The 19,129-nt window shown below is 40.4% G+C and carries 12 protein-coding genes; 7 read left to right on the top strand and 5 right to left on the bottom strand.

The window, feature by feature from the left end:
• On the top strand, positions 1-1,324 hold a 1,324-nt coding region (locus VLB74_RS01980; RefSeq protein WP_325201798.1), incomplete at its 5' end, for a prolyl oligopeptidase family serine peptidase.
• 185 nt (positions 1,325-1,509) lie between these two features.
• Here the strand turns inward: VLB74_RS01980 and VLB74_RS01975 are convergent.
• From VLB74_RS01975 to VLB74_RS01955, 5 genes are all read right to left on the bottom strand, one after another.
• A complete protein-coding gene (locus VLB74_RS01975; protein ID WP_325201797.1) occupies positions 1,510-2,310 on the bottom strand; it encodes a TIGR00266 family protein in 801 nt (266 codons plus the stop codon).
• 122 nt (positions 2,311-2,432) lie between these two features.
• Entirely contained in the window at positions 2,433-3,191 is a 759-nt protein-coding gene (gene mtgA, locus VLB74_RS01970; protein WP_325201796.1) for a monofunctional biosynthetic peptidoglycan transglycosylase, read from the bottom strand.
• A complete protein-coding gene (locus tag VLB74_RS01965; RefSeq protein ID WP_325201795.1) occupies positions 3,192-4,304 on the bottom strand; it encodes an NAD(P)/FAD-dependent oxidoreductase in 1,113 nt (370 codons plus the stop codon).
• 6 nt (positions 4,305-4,310) lie between these two features.
• Positions 4,311-4,997, bottom strand: a complete 687-nt coding sequence (locus VLB74_RS01960) for a DedA family protein (RefSeq protein ID WP_325201794.1) — start codon at positions 4,995-4,997, stop codon at positions 4,311-4,313.
• 24 nt (positions 4,998-5,021) lie between these two features.
• A complete protein-coding gene (locus VLB74_RS01955; protein ID WP_325201793.1) occupies positions 5,022-6,251 on the bottom strand; it encodes a dicarboxylate/amino acid:cation symporter in 1,230 nt (409 codons plus the stop codon).
• A gap of 342 nt (positions 6,252-6,593) precedes the next feature.
• Here VLB74_RS01955 and VLB74_RS01950 point away from each other — a divergent pair, with 342 nt between their 5' ends.
• The 6 genes from VLB74_RS01950 to VLB74_RS01925 all read left to right on the top strand — a co-directional run.
• Positions 6,594-10,256 carry a reprolysin-like metallopeptidase gene (locus tag VLB74_RS01950; RefSeq protein ID WP_325201792.1) on the top strand — a complete coding sequence of 1,221 codons (3,663 nt, stop codon included), beginning with the start codon at positions 6,594-6,596 and terminating at the stop codon, positions 10,254-10,256.
• A 125-nt stretch (positions 10,257-10,381) separates the two neighbouring features.
• Positions 10,382-12,283 carry a S9 family peptidase gene (locus VLB74_RS01945; protein ID WP_325201791.1) on the top strand — a complete coding sequence of 634 codons (1,902 nt, stop codon included), beginning with the start codon at positions 10,382-10,384 and terminating at the stop codon, positions 12,281-12,283.
• 197 nt (positions 12,284-12,480) lie between these two features.
• Entirely contained in the window at positions 12,481-13,623 is a 1,143-nt protein-coding gene (locus VLB74_RS01940; protein WP_325201799.1) for a C1 family peptidase, read from the top strand.
• A gap of 101 nt (positions 13,624-13,724) precedes the next feature.
• Positions 13,725-14,906 (top strand): hypothetical protein, encoded by a 1,182-nt coding sequence (locus VLB74_RS01935; protein ID WP_325201790.1) that lies wholly within the window; start codon positions 13,725-13,727, stop codon positions 14,904-14,906.
• Between the two features lie 109 nt (positions 14,907-15,015).
• On the top strand, positions 15,016-17,316 hold the full coding sequence (locus VLB74_RS01930) for a GH92 family glycosyl hydrolase (protein ID WP_325201789.1): 2,301 nt from the start codon (positions 15,016-15,018) through the stop codon (positions 17,314-17,316).
• Position 17,317: 1 nt separating this feature from the next.
• On the top strand, positions 17,318-19,129 hold a 1,812-nt coding region (locus VLB74_RS01925; RefSeq protein WP_325201788.1), incomplete at its 3' end, for a GH92 family glycosyl hydrolase.

The raw sequence follows: 19,129 nt of genomic DNA, 5'->3' as shown, positions 1-19,129 counted from the left end.
TTCGACTTACGGAAACGAGTTGTATATTAAGGATCTGACCAAGGAAAACAGTCCGATTATCACCATTTTGGACAACTTCAACACGTCGAGTTACATCATTGAAAACGAAGGCAGTAAACTGTTCATCGTAACCGATATGAAAGCGCCGAACAAAAAAATCGTTACTGCTGATTTTTCAAATCCAAAACCGGAAAACTGGAAAGATTTTATTGCAGAAACGGAAAACGTATTGTCTCCATCAACAGGAAGCAATTATTTCTTCGCCAATTATATGAAAGATGCCGTTTCAGTGGTAAAACAATACGACTACAACGGAAAACTGGTTCGTGAAATCACTTTACCGGGTCTTGGAACTGCAACTGGTTTCGGCGGAAAAAAAGAGGAGAACGTCCTGTATTATTCCTTCACCAATTATATCACGCCTGGAACTACCTATTCGTTTGAACCAAAAGCAGGAAGCTCATCCGTGTATCAAAAACCGAAAGTGGATTTTAACGGAGAGGATTATGTTTCCAAACAGGTTTTCTATACATCTAAAGACGGAACCAAAATCCCAATGATTATTACCCACAAAAAAGGATTGAAACTCAACGGTAAAAATCCAACCATGTTGTATGGTTACGGAGGATTTAACGTGAGTTTGACGCCGACTTTCAGTATTGCCAATGCGATTTGGATGGAAAACGGAGGAATATTTGCGGTTCCAAACTTACGAGGTGGTGGTGAATACGGCAAAAAATGGCATGATGCGGGTACAAAAATGCAGAAACAAAACGTATTTGACGATTTCATTGCTGCTGCGGAATACCTGATCAAAGAAAAATACACCACTCCGGATTATTTGGCAATACGAGGAGGTTCCAACGGTGGTTTGTTGGTTGGCGCCACAATGACGCAACGTCCCGACTTAATGAAAGTAGCTTTACCGGCTGTAGGCGTTTTGGACATGCTTCGTTATCATACGTTTACAGCAGGTGCAGGTTGGGCCTACGATTACGGAACTTCGGAAGAATCTGCAGCAATGTTTGAGTACATCAAGAAATATTCTCCGGTTCACAACGTTAAGAAAGGAATCCAATATCCCGCGACTATGGTCACCACCGGTGATCATGATGACCGTGTAGTTCCGGCACACAGTTTCAAATTTGCAGCCGAATTACAGGACAAGCAAACCGGAAACAATCCGACCTTAATCCGTATCGATATCAATGCGGGACACGGAGCCGGAAAATCAGTAGCTGCTACGATTCAGGAAAATGTGGACGTTCAGGCATTTACACTTTTCAACATGGGAATTATGACTTTGCCTAACACTAAATTGTAAAACGGATTAGACTGATTTACACGGATTTTTCATTTGAGTAAACTGAAACTCCTTCAGGACACGACTGTATTAACATCATTCATTGGAAAAAATACAGACTCCGAATTTGAAAACTAATTTTCTGAAATCAATGTAAACAAAAAAAGCGTTCAATTCCTGAACGCTTTTTTTGTTGTTTTAAGTTATTAGAATCCATTGTCTCCATCGAGCATTCTGCCTAAACCGCCAAGCAAACTGCCTTCCTCTCTGCCGCTTCCACCCGTTTTTGGAGCCGCTGCGATGATTCGGTCAGCCAATCTGCTGAAAGGTAACGATTGGATGTAAACGATTCCGGGTCCGCGAAGTGTCGCATAGAAAAGTCCTTCCCCTCCGAAAATCGAATTTTTGATTCCGCCGATGAATTCGATATCGTAATCGACATCTTTAGTAAATCCAACAATACAACCTGTATCTACTTTCAGTACTTCGCCCGGTTGCAGTTCCTTACGCGCCAAAGTTCCGCCTGTATGAACGAACGCCATACCGTCACCTTCTATCTTTTGCATGATGAAACCTTCCCCGCCAAATAAGCCGCGTCCTAACTTTTGAGAAAATTCAATTCCCACCGAAACTCCTTTGGCGGCACATAAGAACGAATCTTTCTGGCAGATGAATTTTCCTTGGTATTCCGTTAAATCGATTGGAACAATCTTTCCCGGATAAGGTGAAGCAAACGAGACTTTACGTTTTCCGTTATCCTGATTCATATAAGCCGTCATGAATAAACTTTCGCCCGTTAAAACCCTTTTCCCGGCTGTCATCAATTTGCCTAAAAAACCTTGCTGTTGTCCTGACCCGTCGCCAAAAATCGTCTCCATTTTGATCCCGTTGTCCATCATCATAAAACTACCGGCCTCGGCAATAACCACTTCCTGCGGATCCAATTCGATTTCAACGTATTGCATTTCTTCACCATAAATATGGTAATCTATTTCGTGTGATGTCATTTTTTTATGTTTCTTGATTAATGGTAATTAGACGCTGTACCCTGAAAAATGTTACTGAAAAACAAAAAAGTGCTTCCTTATGGAAACACTTTTTTATTATATCTATCTAGTGAATTCGGAACCTACTTTTTGGAATCATAATCAATCTTGCCGATATGTCGCATTACGCGAACAATTTTATCTTTCCTTCTGCTGGTATAGGACGAAGAATTGGAAGCCTTAAACTTCCTTGGATTCGGAAGGATGGCTGCAACTCCGGCCGCTTCATACTTGGTTAAATCTTTGGCATCTTTGTTATACCAATGTTCGCTAGCCGCCTGAGCGCCGTATACGCCGTCTCCCATTTCGATACTATTCAGATAGACTTCCATAATACGCTCTTTACCCCAAATCAATTCGATTAAAACTGTGAAATACGCTTCCAGTCCTTTACGAAGGTAGCTTCTTCCCTGCCATAAGAAAACATTTTTGGCCGTTTGTTGCGATATGGTACTCCCTCCTTTTAGTTTTTTTCCTTTCTGATTACTTTCGTAGGCATTGGCCAAAGCTTTAAAATCGAAACCATTATGTCTCAAGAAATTACCGTCTTCACTGGCTATAACGGCTTTTTGCAGGTTCATGGAAATATCTTCCAACGGTACCCAATCGTGACTGCAGGTCATTTCCTTTCCGGCTTCTCTTTGTTCCAAAGCGCGGGTTATCATTAAAGGAGTAAATGGAACTGGCACAAATTTGAAGATAACAACTGAAACGATGGACAAACCAAAAAGCCATAAACAAAGCTTAAGGAAAAATATAGCTACCCTTCTTCTCAAACTGCGTTTTTGGGTTTTGGGCTTTACTTTAGCCGGTTGTTTTTTTACTGGTTTTTTTGCTGCCATTTATACTAAATCTGCTAATTCCTGTCCGACCAAACTACCTATAGCCACGCCCATTCCTCCCAGGCGGACACCACAATAGACATTTTGGGACAGCGGTTCAACTATCGGTTTTTTATGAGATCCCAAGCCCATGATACCGCTCCAGCGATGCGCTATTTTATATTCTGTTTCCGGCAAAATCACCTCGGAGAGCAATTGTTCCAGACGATTTTGGATTTTTTCGGTCAAGCCGAATTCGGAGGTGGCTTCTCCTTCAAAATCAAGGTTTCTTCCGCCACCCAGTAAGATTCTGTCTTCTATATTTCGGAAATAATAATACCCTCCGTCAATGTGAAAAGTACCTTTGATATCCAGATTCGGAATCGGTTCCGTTATCAGTACCTGTGCGCGGGCAGGTTGAACTGCTCCATGAGTAAGCTTATCTGCGAAACCGTTGGTAGCAAACAACAACTTTTTCGAAGTGAAAGTAAAGTCGTTGGTATTTATCTGAACTCCGTTACCCGAATCGTGAAATTCCGTTACGTTTTGTCGGTTTAAAATCAGGATATTATTGGCAACAGCCTCTCTCATCAGCGCCTGCATCATGTTTCCGGTATCGATCTGTCCTTCAAATGGGTTGAAAATCAAATACTCGTGTATCCCCTGAAAATCAAATCGGTCGACTTCTTTGGCGAAAACATCGGTTCTGAAAAGCGGTTTGAGCATCTCGTTAATGAAAGGCAATTTCTGAAGACATTCGGCATAAGTAGTTTCGTCGTCTTTCAAAAAAACTTCATAACCTCCATAAGGTTTGAAATCGATTATGGCGTCGCCCAGACGTTTGCGCAGCAGATTGAGTCCGTTCCAGCGTTTCTGTATCAGCTGAATAACTTCTTCTTCTCTGTAGTTTCGCAAATCCGCTATAATTTCAGACAAACTCCCAAAACAGGCGAAACCGGCGTTTTTGGTACTGGCACCTTCGGGTAGAATTCCCCTTTCAAGAACCAGTATTTTACTTTCAGGAAAACGTTCGCGAAGACGTAACGCAGCATGCAGACCCACAATTCCGCTACCAACAATCGTATAATCAACGTTGGTAAACCAATTTTTCAGTTCCCAATAGCTAACGTCCATGATCTTTTACTTTCTGGCTTTCATTTTATTTTTAATCGAATTGATTACCAAAGGTGCTGTGGAAACAACAATGATCCCGATAACAATTAATTCGATATTTTTCTTAAGGTCGATGATGTTGCGCTCCAACAGATACGTGTAAAGGTAATGTCCGGCGAATATCAGGACAAACGACCACAGGAACGAACTAATTATGTTATAAAACATGAATTTTTGCTTTGGCATCTGAACAATTCCGGCCACTATTGGCGCAAATGTTCTTATGATTGGAAGGAATCGGGCAAATATGATGGCTCTTCCTCCGTGTTTCTCGAAAAACAAACGAGACTGAATAAGGTATTTCTTTTTAAACCAGAAATTATCCTGCTTTGAATATAGGAAGTGACCGCTTTTGGCACCAAACCAATAACCGAATACGTTTCCAATAATTCCAGCAATCCCAACCAAAGTAGCCAAAACAGCTACATTAGTGAATTCGTTTTCAATATGGATCAATTCCTGCATTAGCGTTTCACTGTAAATTCCGCTAAGGAACAACAAACTGTCGCCCGGTAAAAAGAAACCTGCGAATAAACCGGTTTCGGCGAAAACGATAAACAATACCACATAAATTCCGATGTGGTGACCGGCAATTTCAAGGTTTATGTAAAATTCAGGATTTAATAACTGTGTCCAGTGAAAATCTTCTTTCATTTGGATATTTCTTTAATAATTAATTTATGATTTAGTCTCCCATTTGTCAACGGCGCTTGTGGCCAAAGCATTTCCTAACACATTGGTCATACTTCTTGCCATGTCACAGAAGTGGTCAATCGGCAGAATAAGCGCAATTCCTTCCGGTGGGATTCCGAACATCGCGCAAGTGGCAACTACCACAATCAATGAGGCACGGGGTACTCCGGCTACTCCTTTACTTGTAAGCATCAACACTAACAACATTGTCAGCTGTTTGTCCAACGGCATATCGATTCCGTACACCTGCGCTATGAAAATACTGGCGAAAGTCATATACATCATACTCCCATCCAGATTAAATGAATATCCCAGAGGCAGGGTAAACGATACAATTCTTGGCTGGCATCCGAAACGCTCCAACTCTTCCACCATTTTTGGAAAAACGGCCTCGCTGCTGGTTGTGGAAAATGCGATTAACAGCGGACTCTTGATTCGTCTTAACAAATCCCATAATCTGTTACCTAAAATCAGATAACCTACAAAAAGAAGGAGTATCCAAAGCAAGATAATTCCAACAGCAAAAGCTAAAAGATAATTGGCATACAGACTGAAAATTTCAAATCCGTAATTAGCCACAGCCGCAGCAACCGCTCCAAAAACACCAAATGGAGCCAACCACATGATATAGGTTACCATTTTCAGAATAACATGTGAAACACGATCAAAAAGTTTCAAGATAGGTTTTGCTTCCTTTTTAGAAAAAGAAGACAATGCGATACCGAAAAAAATGGAGAATATTACGATCTGTAAAATTTCGTTAGTGGAAAACGATTCGAACACACTTTTAGGTACGACGTGTTTAACAAACTCTTCCAATGAAAACGACTGGGTTTTCTCTAACAGTTCCGAGGCCGAAGACGCATCATCCATCTTGATATTCGTTCCTTTTCCGGGAGCCAGTGTGTTTACCAGCACCATTCCCAGCAAAAGAGAAACCAACGACGCGGAAATGAACCATCCCATCGCTTTAGCCCCGACTCTTCCCACCATTTTCATATCGCCCATTTTAGCAATACCCACAACCAGGGTTGTAAATACCAATGGCGCAATAATCATCTGGACCATTCTGATAAATATGGTTCCGAACAGTTTTATATTTTTTGAGAAAACCTCCTTGGATTCAACAAACTGATAATGAACAATACCTCCCAGGATGACACCAAGAATCAATGCGACAATGATCGCTATAAAGAGTTTGTTATTGCTTTTCACTTTTGAAATCTATTTTAGTGCGTGAAATTAGTTATATTTTTTGAAACAGCCTTTTCTTTATTTAATAAAAACCGGGAAGCCTTATAAATCTTTAAAAAACAAAGAATTACGAAATATGCAATTTTCACATCTTAAAAATCATTGAAAATAAATATTTCTCAACAAAAAAATCTTTTCACATTATTTTACATTAACAAACCATTGTTAATTTTTTATGAATTTAGTTTTATTTTGGTAGTATTTTGTAATTAATGTTATAATAATTTGCATAATTGATAAAAATGTTAAATATATTTACGGTGAAAAATTGAAACCAAATATCAATTAACACCCAAAAAAATTATGAAGTACAGATTACTTTCAATTGCCCTACTGGCATTTACGAGTCTTTCTTTCGCCCAAAACGGAAGATCGTTCTGGAAAGCTTCTTCAAAAAAAAGTAACATTGTTACAACGCAAAGAGGAGCTACCCTGCCTACTAAAAATCTGTTTGATCTTGACATCGACGGATTAAAAACTGCCTTACTTAATTCTCCGCAAAGAGGAATTCAGGGAGGAAATTCAACTGTAATTGTATTCTTTCCCAATGCCGAAGGACAAATGGAGCGTTTCCGCATCCTTGAAGCTTCCAATATGGAACCCGGTTTGGCGGAACGTTACCCGGAAATAAAATCCTATGTCGGACAGGGAATCGACAATCCTACATCGACCATCCACTTCAGCATTTCTCCGCTTGGCTTACAAACCATGCAAATCAATGCGGATCAATCTGCCGTTTTCATCGAGCCTTATTCCCAGGATCTGAAAACGTACAGTGTTTTCAAAAAAGCAGATAAAATCAGATCCCTTTCTCATTTTGAATGTAAAGTGATTGACAATGCTACAGCAACAGTTGAAAACTCCGGCGAAACATTAAGACCAAATGCAGATGACGGAACATTACGCACTTTCCGTTTGGCGATGTCAGTAACCGGTGAATATACCGCTTATTTTGGTGGCACAAAGGCATTAGCTTTAGCTGCAATCAACAACACTATGACACGCGTAAACGGTGTTTTTGAAAAAGATTTCGGGGTTCACATGAATTTAATTGCCAATACGGATGTGGTAATCTACACCAGCGCTTCAACTGATCCTTATTCAGCAGCATCTACTGGTTCAGGAGGAGCATGGAATCAGGAGTTACAAACCGCATTGACAAACAACATCGGAAATGCCAACTACGATATCGGTCACTTATTTGGAGCCTCCGGTGGCGGCGGTAACGCGGGATGTATCGGATGTGTTTGTACTAACCCAACTACTTCCGTTCCACTTGGAAAAGGAAGCGGATTCACTTCTCCCGGCGACGGAATTCCTTCCGGAGACAACTTCGATATTGATTATGTAGCACATGAAATGGGACACCAGTTTGGTGCTAACCACACTTTCACTCACAGCAATGAAGGTACGGGAGCGCAAATGGAACCGGGTTCCGGATCAACCATTATGGGCTATGCAGGTATCACCTCTCTGGACGTACAACCGCATTCTGACCCTTATTTCCACGCCGTGAGTATCCAACAGGTTACCAACAATATCAAAGCAAAAACCTGTCAAACCAATACCGCTACCGGAAATTCCGTTCCAACGGCAAATGCAGGTTTGGATTATACCATCCCTAAAAGCACACCGTTTATGTTAACAGGTTCAGGAACCGATGCAAACGGCGATGTACTTACCTATAACTGGGAAGAAATGGACAACGGGACTTCTTCTGCAGCACCAAGCGCAACGAAAACCACAGGTCCAAATTTCAGATCTTACAATTCATCCACAACACCGGTACGTTATTTCCCTAAAATGACATCAGTACTGACTGGTGCAACTACAACAGCAGGAACTGAACTGACAGTGGAAACCTTGTCTTCAGTGGCACGTACACTGAATTTCAGATTGACAGTACGAGACAACAGAGCCGGCGGACCAGCTAACAATAGCGACGACATGATTGTTACTGTGAACGCGACTGCAGGTCCGTTTAATATAACGGCTCCAAACACAGCAGTTTCATGGGCTGGAGGTTCATCACAAACGGTTACATGGAATGTGGCAGGAACTACGGCAAACGGAGTAAACTGTGCTAATGTTGATATTTTAATCTCAACCAACGGAGGGACAACCTGGTCAACGTTATTGGCCGGAACACCAAATGATGGTACGCAGGCGATTACCGTTCCCAATACGGCTGGAACTCAGAACAGAATCATGGTTAAAGGTTCAAACCACATTTTCTTTGATGTATCGAATACTAACTTTACCATTACAGCAGGGAGTTCAGACACAACGGCTCCGACTGCTCCGACAAGTTTAACGGCTTCAGGGACTACTGCTACAACTACAAACTTATCATGGACTGCCTCTACAGACAATGTAGGCGTAACAGGATATGACGTTTATAGGGGAGCAACATTATTAGGAACTGTAGCCACCACAACATACAACGTAACAGGACTAACACCTTCAACGGCATACAGTTTCTCTATTAAGGCTAAAGATGCTGCAGGAAATGTTTCTGCCGCTAGTAATACTGTCAATGTAACGACTTTGGCTGCAACTGCAACCTACTGTACTTCACAAGGAAACAGCATTTCCGACGAATCCATCGGAAGAGTACAAATCGGAACTATCAACAATGCTTCTACCGGAGGTACTGGTTATACAGATTTCACATCGATTTCCACAAACCTGACCAAAGGAGCAGCTACAACAATTACGGTTACTCCAACATGGACCTCATCCACTTATCCGGAAGGCTATGCGGTTTGGATTGACTACAACAACGATAAAGATTTCGACGATGCAGGCGAATTGGTGTGGAGCAATGCGGCTTCTACGGCAACTCCGGTTTCAGGTACGTTCACGGTTTTGGCTACAGCTTCTGCTACAACAACAAGAATGCGTGTTTCTATGAGATATAATGCTATCCCATCCGCTTGTGGTGCTTTTGATTATGGACAAGTTGAGGATTACACTGTTAATTTAGTAACCGGGACAGCTGACACAACAGCACCTTCTGCACCAACAAATTTAACAGCTTCAGGAACTACACAAACGACAACAAACTTATCATGGACAGCATCTACCGATAACGTAGGAGTAACCGGATACGATGTGTACAGAGGGACAACATTACTTGGTACCGTAACTACAACCTCTTATAATGTAACCGGATTAACAGCTGCAACTGCCTATACTTTCTCTGTTAAAGCAAAAGATGCCGCCGGAAATATTTCTGCCGCGAGTAATACGGTAAATGTTACAACATTATCCTCTTCAGTTACTTACTGTACATCACAAGGAAACAGTACTGCCGATGAACGAATTGGTAAAGTGGTTTTAGGAACAATAAACAATACCTCTACAGGTACCTCCGGATATGAGAACTTCACTTCTTTATCTACTAACGCAGTTCGCGGTACATCAAACACGATTACCATCACTCCAACATGGACATCTTCGGTTTATTCAGAAGGTTATGCGGTTTGGATTGACTACAACCAAAACGGTGTTTTCACAGATGCAGGTGAATTGGTATGGAGCAAAACAGCTTCCACTACAACACCCGTAAGCGGAACATTTACCATTCCTGCTACTGCAACATTAGGAGCAACAAGAATGAGAGTTTCAATGAAATACAACGGAGTTCCGACTTCTTGTGAAGCTTTCTCATACGGACAAGTTGAGGATTACACTGTTAACATTACATCTACTGCAAAACCAGAAGAAGTCACAAATACGCTTTCTTCGGTTAAATTGTACCCTAACCCGGCTACAGATGTACTGAATGCAACAGACGTTTCGGAAAATGCAACTTTCAGAGTTTACAATTTAATGGGACAAACCGTGGCAAACGGTAAATTCAACAACGGCTCCATCAATATTTCCACTATCGGATCAGGAAACTATATTTTAGAAATTTCAGATAATGATAGTGTAACAACTAAACGTTTCGTTAAGAAGTAATTTCCCCAGAAATTAAAAAAAGAAAAGCCCCGCTACAGCGGGGTTTTTTGTTAATTAAAGGCAAATCGACAATTAAACCTGAAAAATCATTATTTTTAGCCTTTCTTTTCAAAACAATAACAACAATGAAAAAACTCCTTATTTTAACGCTTGGAATGATGGGATTATCTGCTTCAGCTCAGGATGTGATGACACCTGAACTACTATGGAAATTAGGCCGCTTAACACCAATCGGGCTTTCCAAAGACGGAAAAAATATTGTTTACAAAGTAGCCACACCTTCAGTGGAAGAGAACAAATCGAATTCGAAATTTTACACCATTCCGATTAATGGAGGAATTGCCACCGAAGTACAAGACACCAAAGATCTGGTTAAAAACAAAAATCTTTCTTCCGACGGGAAATACACGCTTTCACACAAAGAAGTAAAAGTCGACAAAGTATTGGGCAAAGACTTGTATCCGGAACTTAAAAAAGCCGATGCTCAAGTATACGACGGACTGAATTACCGCCACTGGGACACTTGGAACGACGGAACATACAACCACGTTTTCTTTGCCGGGAACAACGACAATACTGTTTCGACAGATATCATGAAAGATGAAGCTTTCGATACGCCACAAAAACCACATGGAGGTGACGAAGATTACATCTGGGCTCCAGACGGTAAAAGCATAATCTACGTATGCAAAAAGAAATCGGGAACGGCTTATGCTATCAGCACCAATACCGATTTATACGAATACAATATCGAAACCAAAAGCACAAAAAATCTGACGGAAGGCAATTTGGGATACGACACACATCCATTGTTCTCACCTACAGGAAACCTTACCTGGCTTCAGATGAAACGCGATGGTTATGAAGCTGACAAAAACGATTTAATTGTTCGTTTCAAAGGGACAGACATCAATCTTACTGCCGGGTGGGACGGAACTGTAGAAAGTTTTAAATGGAGTGAAGACGGTAAAAAAGTTTTTTTCATCGCTGCTGTTGCCGGGACGAAACAATTATTCGAAGTGAATTTCCCTGGGTTAACGAAAATTGCCGTTACCGTAAAACAAATTACAACCGGTGATTTCGACGTAACCGAAATTATAGGCTTCTCTGAAGGAAAGGTAATTTTGGCACGAAATGACATGAACCATGCTTCGGAAATCTATTCGTATGAATTCAAGAAAAAAACATGGCAGCAAATCACCAATGTGAATACGGACGTTTACAGCAAATTGGCTTTAAGCAAAACCGAAAAAAGAATCGTTACCACTACCGACGGTAAAAAAATGGTGGTTTGGGTAATCCTTCCTCCAAACTTCGATAAAACCAAAAAATACCCAACCTTATTGTATTGTCAGGGCGGACCTCAAAGTGCGTTGACGCAATATTATTCGTTCCGTTGGAATTTCCAGACGATGGCCGCACAAGGGTATATTGTAGTAGCTCCAAACCGTCGCGGAATGCCGGGGCACGGAGTAAAATGGAACGAAGACATCAGTAAAGACTGGGGCGGACAAGTTATGGACGATTATCTTTCGGCCATTGATGATGTTGCCAAAGAATCCTACGTTGACAAAACACGTTTAGGCGCTGTGGGAGCTAGTTACGGAGGCTACTCTGTTTTCTACCTGGCGGGAATCCACAAGAACCGTTTCAAAACGTTCATCTCACATTGTGGCGTTTTCAACCTCCAAAGTATGTATGGCACTACCGAAGAAGTATTCTTTAACAACTTCGATCATGGAGGGGCTTATTGGGAAAAAGACAATGCAGATGCACAAAAAGCTTATTCACAGTTTAACCCAATCAACATGGTAAACAACTGGAACACGCCAATTTTAATTATTCAGGGAGGAAAAGACTACCGCGTTCCTATCGGGCAAGGACAGGAAGCATTCCAGGCAGCCCAATTAAAAGGCATCAAAAGCCGTTTCCTTCTCTTCCCGGAAGAAAACCACTGGGTTCTGAAACCACAAAATGGTTTGGTCTGGCAACGTGAATTCTTCAAATGGCTGAAAGAGACTTTATAAGAAAAAACACAAATCCCTTCCCGGCGCAAGTTAGGAGGGGATTTTTCATATCATAATTAAAACCTAAATTGTTGTTAAAATAAATTTTGCATTGTAACAATTTTTAATTTTACCAACCTATAGCGAAACAAAAAAACAAAACTATGCTATCAATTCCTATCAAACCTTTTCTTGTTGCATCTTCATTGATTGTGAGCATGTCGTCGGCTTTTGCACAAGATAATTTAGTGAATTCACTAAAAATAAATGCAAGTGAAAAAAGTAAAGAGTCATTCAAATTTACTGATGTAGTTAACATCGAGAATACTTCGGTTAAATCCCAAGGCTCTTCCGGAACTTGTTGGAGTTATTCCGCCAACTCTTTTTTAGAATCAGAAATGATTCGTATGGGTAAAAAACCAGTTGAGTTATCTCAAATTTACTCTGCCAGAAATGCTTACGTTGAAAAAGGAAGAAACTACGTTCGTATGCATGGTGCTGTTTCTTTAGGTGATGGAGGTGCTTTCCATGACGTAATCAACATGTACAAAAAATATGGTGCTGTTCCGCAATCGGTTTACACAGGTTTGAACTACGGTACTGATAAAAATAAATTCGGAGAAATGGCTGCTTTAATCGAAGGTTTATTAAAAGCTGTCGTTACTAATCCAAATGGGGAATTAACTCCAAACTGGGAAAAAGCATATACTGCAGTAATTGATTCTTATTTAGGTCAGGCTCCAAAATCTTTCCAATACAACGGAAAAACGTATACACCGGAAACTTTTGCTAAAGAAGTGGTAGGAATTAATGCTGACGATTATGTGGAAATTTCTTCTTTAATGGAACATCCATACTACACAAAATTCACTTTGATGGTACCGGACAACTGGTCATTTGATCAAGTGTACAATGTAAAAATGAACGAACTGACAGACATCATCGATAACGCTTTGAAAAACGGTTATTCGGTGGCTTGGGCTGGTGATGTCAGCGAGAAAAGTTTCTCTTGGAAAAATGGAGTTGCTTTCGTACCGGAGAAAAAACCAGAAGACATGACGGCTGAAGAAAAAGCGGATATGTTTAACGGTCCTAAAAAAGAAGCAGTGGTTACAGAAGAAATGCGTCAGAAAGCATTCGACAACTACACCACTACTGACGACCACGGTATGCACATCGTTGGAATCACAAAAGACCAAAACGGTAAAGAATACTACATCGTTAAAAACTCTTGGGGTACAACGAACGATTACAAAGGTTATTTATACATGAGCAAAGAGTTCGCAAAATACAAAGCGACTGCGATCATGTTACACAAAAAAGCGGTTCCGACTGCTATCGCTAAAAAATTAGGCGTTTAAGAATACATACAATCATCAATCAAAAATCAAATCCCGAGGTTTAGGCTTCGGGATTTTTTTATATTTTTTTTCTTATCTTAGAGTTCTAGTATAAAAAAAATATGAAAATAAAAGACTACTTCTTCAGTTTCTTAATTTGCTACTTCTTCTTTCAGATTTTTGAATTCCTATTTTCATATGCTTTCGAGCCACTGGTGAACTTTGTAGGGGACACAATCTTTAACATCGATTATACTTTTACGAAAGATGGTTACGGAAGCGGAGACAATACCTTCAGTTATCTGGAAACTTTTTGCATGCTTTGTACAAGTATCCTTTTAGCCTTTCCAATTGCCTATTTCATCAAAAAGAAAGAAATCGGAAACACTGTAAAGCATTATTTTATTGTTCTATTGAGAGTTTATCTTGCCTTCTACATGCTGGTCTACGGGCTAAGCAAAATTTTACCGATGCAATTTCCGCCATTGACTTTGCATCGGCTTTCGGAATCCTATGGTGAGTCATCCCCAATGGGCTTAGCCTGGACCTTTATGCAATATTCCCCTTACTACACAGCCTTTACCGGTTTTGCTGAAGTATTGGGAGGATTACTCCTTTTAAACAGAAAAACCATTACGCTTGGGACCATTATTCTCACCGGAGTTTTAGCCAATGTTGTAATGATGAATTTCTGCTATGATATTCCCGTTAAACTATTTTCGGCACACATGCTTATTGCCTGTTTGATTCTTCTTTCGACAGATGGTAAACGCATTTACGATTTCTTTATCCTGAATAAAACTACCGAACCCAAACAGTTTCACCCCATTTCCACAAACACAAAAAAAGCAAAAACCTTCTCCATCGTCACCATTTCTTTAAAGGTTGTATTTGTTATTGGGATTTCGCTGCTTTTTGGTTTTCAATATTATGAAATGGCCGGTTCAGACAACAAAGTCCCGTCGATTTACGGGATATATGAGGTGATTCCTTCAAAAGAAAGTACAAAAACGTATAAAACTTTTATTTTCGATAAGTACGATATGGCAACTATTCGCTTTTCGGATGAAAATAAAATTTCGTATAACTCCAGCATTGATAAAACTAAAAAAATTATCAGCCTGAAACCGTGGGACAAAACCAAGCATAAAGAAGAACAATTTACTTACACCGAAATGAAGAACACACTTCTTCTTCACACCAAAGATTCGGTGAAAATATACTTGAAAAAGAAATCAAAAGAAGATTTATTATTAATCAATAGAGGTTTTCATTGGATCAACGAGAGACCTTTTAACCGATAATAATGAAAAATCCCGAAAGTAATATTTCGGGATTTTTTTATTCAAATCAACAATAGGATTCACTTTTTTAAAAACTTATATTTGTAAGTAAACCAACCTGTTTAACCCTATGACTTACAGTATTTTTAAAAAAACAGCACCGTTACTGTTTTTACTATCACTGAATTTTGCTTCGTCTCAGAACACCATTAAGGTGACGGATCCTGTGGAATGGATTAATCCGCTGATGGGAACAGACAGCAGTTATGAGTTAAGCAACGGAAACACCTACCCTTCCATTGCATTACCTTGGGGCATGAATGCCTGGACACCACAAACAGGCAAAAATGGCGATGGCTGGCAATACACCTACAGCGCCCAAAAAATCAGAGGATTTAAGCAAACACACCAGCCTTCACCATGGATGAATGATTACGGACAATTTTCGTTAATGCCGGTAGTTGGAAAACCTGTTTTCGGAGAAGATGAAAGGGCTAGCTGGTTCAGTCACAAAACAGAAATTGTCAAGCCTTACTACTACAGTGTTTACTTGGCCGATTATGACGTCACCACCGAATTAGCACCAACCGAAAGAGCGGCTTCTTTTCGCTTCACCTTCCCCAAAACCAATGAAGGTTATATGGTTATTGATGCTTTTGACAGAGGTTCTTACATCAAAATAATCCCTTCAGAAAATAAAATCATAGGATACAGCTCACGTTACACCAGAGGGAAGCTCAATAACTTCAAAAACTACTTTGTTATTGTTTTTGACAAGCCTTTTGAACAATCCAACATTTGGAGCGATAAAACAAAAATGGATATTTTAGAATTATCAGGAAGTCATGTTGGAGCAATTATTAAATTTAAGTCGCTTTCAGCTAATGAAAAAGTACACGCTAAAGTTGCTTCATCCTTTATAAGTTTTGAACAGGCCGAAATTAATTTACGGGAAATTGGTTCGGACAACTTTGACACTGTAAAACAAAAAGCCAAAGAAACCTGGAACAAAACGTTAAGCAAGATAGAAGTGGAAAGCGACAACATCGACCACTTGCGCACTTTTTATTCGACATTATACCGCACTTTATTTTTCCCGATGAAATTATATGAGAAAGATGCTTCTGGGCAAATAGTACATTACAGTCCGCACACAGGTACGGTTTTACCGGGTTATCGATTTGGCGGAACCGGGTTTTGGGACACTTTCAGGGCTTTATACCCATTTTTGAATCTGATGTATCCTTCCATCAACAAAGAAATGCAGGAAGGGTTACTAAACGATTATAAAGAAGGTGGTTGGTTGCCTGAATGGAGCAGTCCATCCTACAGTGATATAATGATTGGAAATAATTCAGCATCGGTAGTGTCTGATGCTTATATTAAAGGGTTAAGAGGTTATGACATTGAAAAATTATACGAAGCTTTATTACACGGAGCCAACAATGAAGGCCCGCAAGCCACGGGAAGAAAAGGCGTTGAGTATTACAACAAATTAGGCTATGTTCCTTATAATGTAAATATTAATGAAAGTGCAGCCCGAACGTTAGAATATGCCTACGACGATTTCACAATCTACCAACTCGCTAAGGCTTTACATAAACCACAGGCAGAAATCGATCTGTACAAAAACAGAAGTTTAAATTACAAACATCTTTTTGATCCGCAAACCAAATTGATGCGTGGAAAAAACAAAGACGGTTCTTTCCATTCGCCTTTCAATCCTTTCAAATGGGGAGACGAATTCACGGAAGGCAACAGCTGGCATTACACGTGGAGTGTATTTCACGATATTGACGGATTGGCAAAACTGATGGGTGGCTATGATGAATTTGCAAAAAAAATAGACAGCGTATTTACCATGCCCCCTGTTTTTGACAATTCTTATTACGGCGAAACCATCCATGAGATAAGGGAGATGCAGATAGCCAACATGGGTCAATATGCACATGGAAACCAGCCTATTCAACATATGATCTATTTGTATAATTATGCCGGTCAGCCTTGGAAAACGCAATACTGGATCAGAGAAACCATGAACAAACTTTACAAACCCACTCCGGATGGATACTGTGGCGATGAAGACAATGGTCAAACCTCCGCTTGGTATGTATTTTCAGCGTTAGGGTTTTACCCTGTTTGCCCTGCTACAGATCAATATGTGTTGGGAACACCTCTTTTCAAAAAGGTAACGTTACATTTAGACAATGGCAAGGATTTTATCATAAAAGCACCAAATAACAGCAAGACAAACAAATACATCGAACAAGCTGATCTTAATGGGAAAGCGTACGATTACAATTGGATCAGTCACACTATGATACTTAATGGCGGAACATTCCATTTAAAAATGAGCAGTGCTCCGAATTTAAAAAGAGGAACTGCCCAGAAATCATTTCCGTTTTCATTATCAACACAAAAAGACAATTAAAATGAAAAGAATCATTTTTCCATTATTATTCATAGTATTCACATTACCTATTTACAGCCAAAACAAATATGTAAAATATGTAAAACCGATAATTGGCACACAACGAATGGGACATGTCTACCCCGGAGCTTCAGCCCCTTTTGGCATGGTGCAATTAAGCCCGGATACAGACACCATTCCGTATTCCGTAAACGGAAAATACAACCCCGAGGTGTACAAATACTGCGCCGGTTATCAATATGACGACAAAACCATCGTCGGCTTCAGTCACACCCATTTTAGCGGTACGGGACATTCCGATTTAGGGGATTTTTTAGTAATGCCGACTGTTGGAAAATTGCAATTAAATCCCGGAACCGCCGATAAACCTTTATCAGGGTTTCGTTCCTCTTTTTCACATACCAACGAAACTGCCCAAGCCGGCTATTACAAAGTAAAATTAGACGATCATAACATTTTGGCGGAGCTTACCGCTACTAACCGTGTAGGTTTTCATCAGTACACTTTCCCAAAATCGGAGGAAGCACACATCATATTAGACCTGATGAGCGGAATTTACAATTATCCGGAAAAGAATGTCTGGACGTATGTTCGTGTAGTCAACGATACGTTAATTACCGGCTACAGACAAACCAATGGTTGGGCAAAAAACCGGGTACAGTATTTCGCCATCACGTTCTCAAAACCTTTTTTAACTTATGGCAGTAGGAATTTTGAAGACAAGCCGGTGTACCGAGGATTTTGGGGAAAATTCAACCAGAACAAAAACTTTCCCGAAATCTCCGGAAAACAAATTCGCATGCATTTCGATTTCAAAACCGATGAGCAGGAAAAGATCAAAATTAAAATGGCGCTTTCATCCGTCAGCATGAGTGGCGCCTTGCAAAATCTTATTGCCGAAACACCGCATTGGGATTTCGATGCCGTAAAGAAACAAACCCAAAATTTATGGGAAGCCGAATTAGGCAAAGTCGAAGTCGAAGGTAACCAAAGCCTCAAAGAGAACTTTTACACTGCGATGTACCATTCCTTTCTGGCACCAACAACCTATATGGACGTGGACGGAAAATACAAAGGCCTGGATCAGGAAATCCATCAGGCAGACGGTTTTACCAATTATACCACTTTCTCTCTTTGGGACACGTACCGGGCATTGCATCCGCTATTTACTATTTTACAGACAAAAAGAAACAATGACATGGTACAGTCCATGGTACGACATTACGAGCAGAGTCCGCAGAAAATGCTGCCCATATGGAGTCACTATGCCAACGACAATTGGTGCATGAGCGGGTATCACAGTGTTTCTGTAGTAGCCGATGCGATTCTTAAAAACGTATATACCGGAGATCCGCTAAAAGCTTTGGATGCCTGTGTTGCCACGGCTAACAAGCGTGACTATGAAGGAATCGGTGCCTATATCGATAGGGGTTACATTCCGGCAGAAAAAAGCGGCATTTCCGTTTCTAACACCTTGGAATATGCCTACGACGATTGGGCTATCGCTCAACTGGCTAAAAAAGTAGGCCGACAGGATCTTTATGAGCAATTTCTAAAACGTTCCAATAATTGGAAAAATAATTTCGACAACAGTATTGGCTTTATGCGTCCGAAATCAGCAGACGGAACTTTTAAAAAGGACTTTGATGTATTGAGCACGCACGGTCAGGGTTTCATTGAAGGAAACAGTTGGAATTACAGCTTTTTTGTTCCTCAAGATCCTTCCGGATTAATCTCAATGATGGGAGGCCAGAAAGCCTTCACCGAAAAACTGGACCAATTGTTTTCCATGAATCTCCCGGACAGCTTTTTT

Source organism: Flavobacterium sp. (genome assembly GCF_035456225.1).
In the GTDB taxonomy this organism is placed as follows: domain Bacteria; phylum Bacteroidota; class Bacteroidia; order Flavobacteriales; family Flavobacteriaceae; genus Flavobacterium.
Note: the sequence above shows the minus strand (reverse complement) of the source record. Positions and strands in the feature narration are given on the sequence as shown.

Excerpts from the sequence above, each read along its gene's own strand:
- VLB74_RS01930 (WP_325201789.1), top strand. The coding sequence starts at position 15,016 with ATGACTTACAGTATTTTTAAAAAAACAGCACCGTTACTGTTTTTACTA.
- mtgA (WP_325201796.1), bottom strand. The coding sequence starts at position 3,191 with ATGGCAGCAAAAAAACCAGTAAAAAAACAACCGGCTAAAGTAAAGCCC.
- VLB74_RS01945 (WP_325201791.1), top strand. The coding sequence starts at position 10,382 with ATGAAAAAACTCCTTATTTTAACGCTTGGAATGATGGGATTATCTGCT.
- VLB74_RS01935 (WP_325201790.1), top strand. The coding sequence starts at position 13,725 with ATGAAAATAAAAGACTACTTCTTCAGTTTCTTAATTTGCTACTTCTTC.
- VLB74_RS01940 (WP_325201799.1), top strand. The coding sequence starts at position 12,481 with ATGTCGTCGGCTTTTGCACAAGATAATTTAGTGAATTCACTAAAAATA.
- VLB74_RS01960 (WP_325201794.1), bottom strand. The coding sequence starts at position 4,997 with ATGAAAGAAGATTTTCACTGGACACAGTTATTAAATCCTGAATTTTAC.
- VLB74_RS01965 (WP_325201795.1), bottom strand. The coding sequence starts at position 4,304 with ATGGACGTTAGCTATTGGGAACTGAAAAATTGGTTTACCAACGTTGAT.
- VLB74_RS01975 (WP_325201797.1), bottom strand. The coding sequence starts at position 2,310 with ATGACATCACACGAAATAGATTACCATATTTATGGTGAAGAAATGCAA.
- VLB74_RS01950 (WP_325201792.1), top strand. The coding sequence starts at position 6,594 with ATGAAGTACAGATTACTTTCAATTGCCCTACTGGCATTTACGAGTCTT.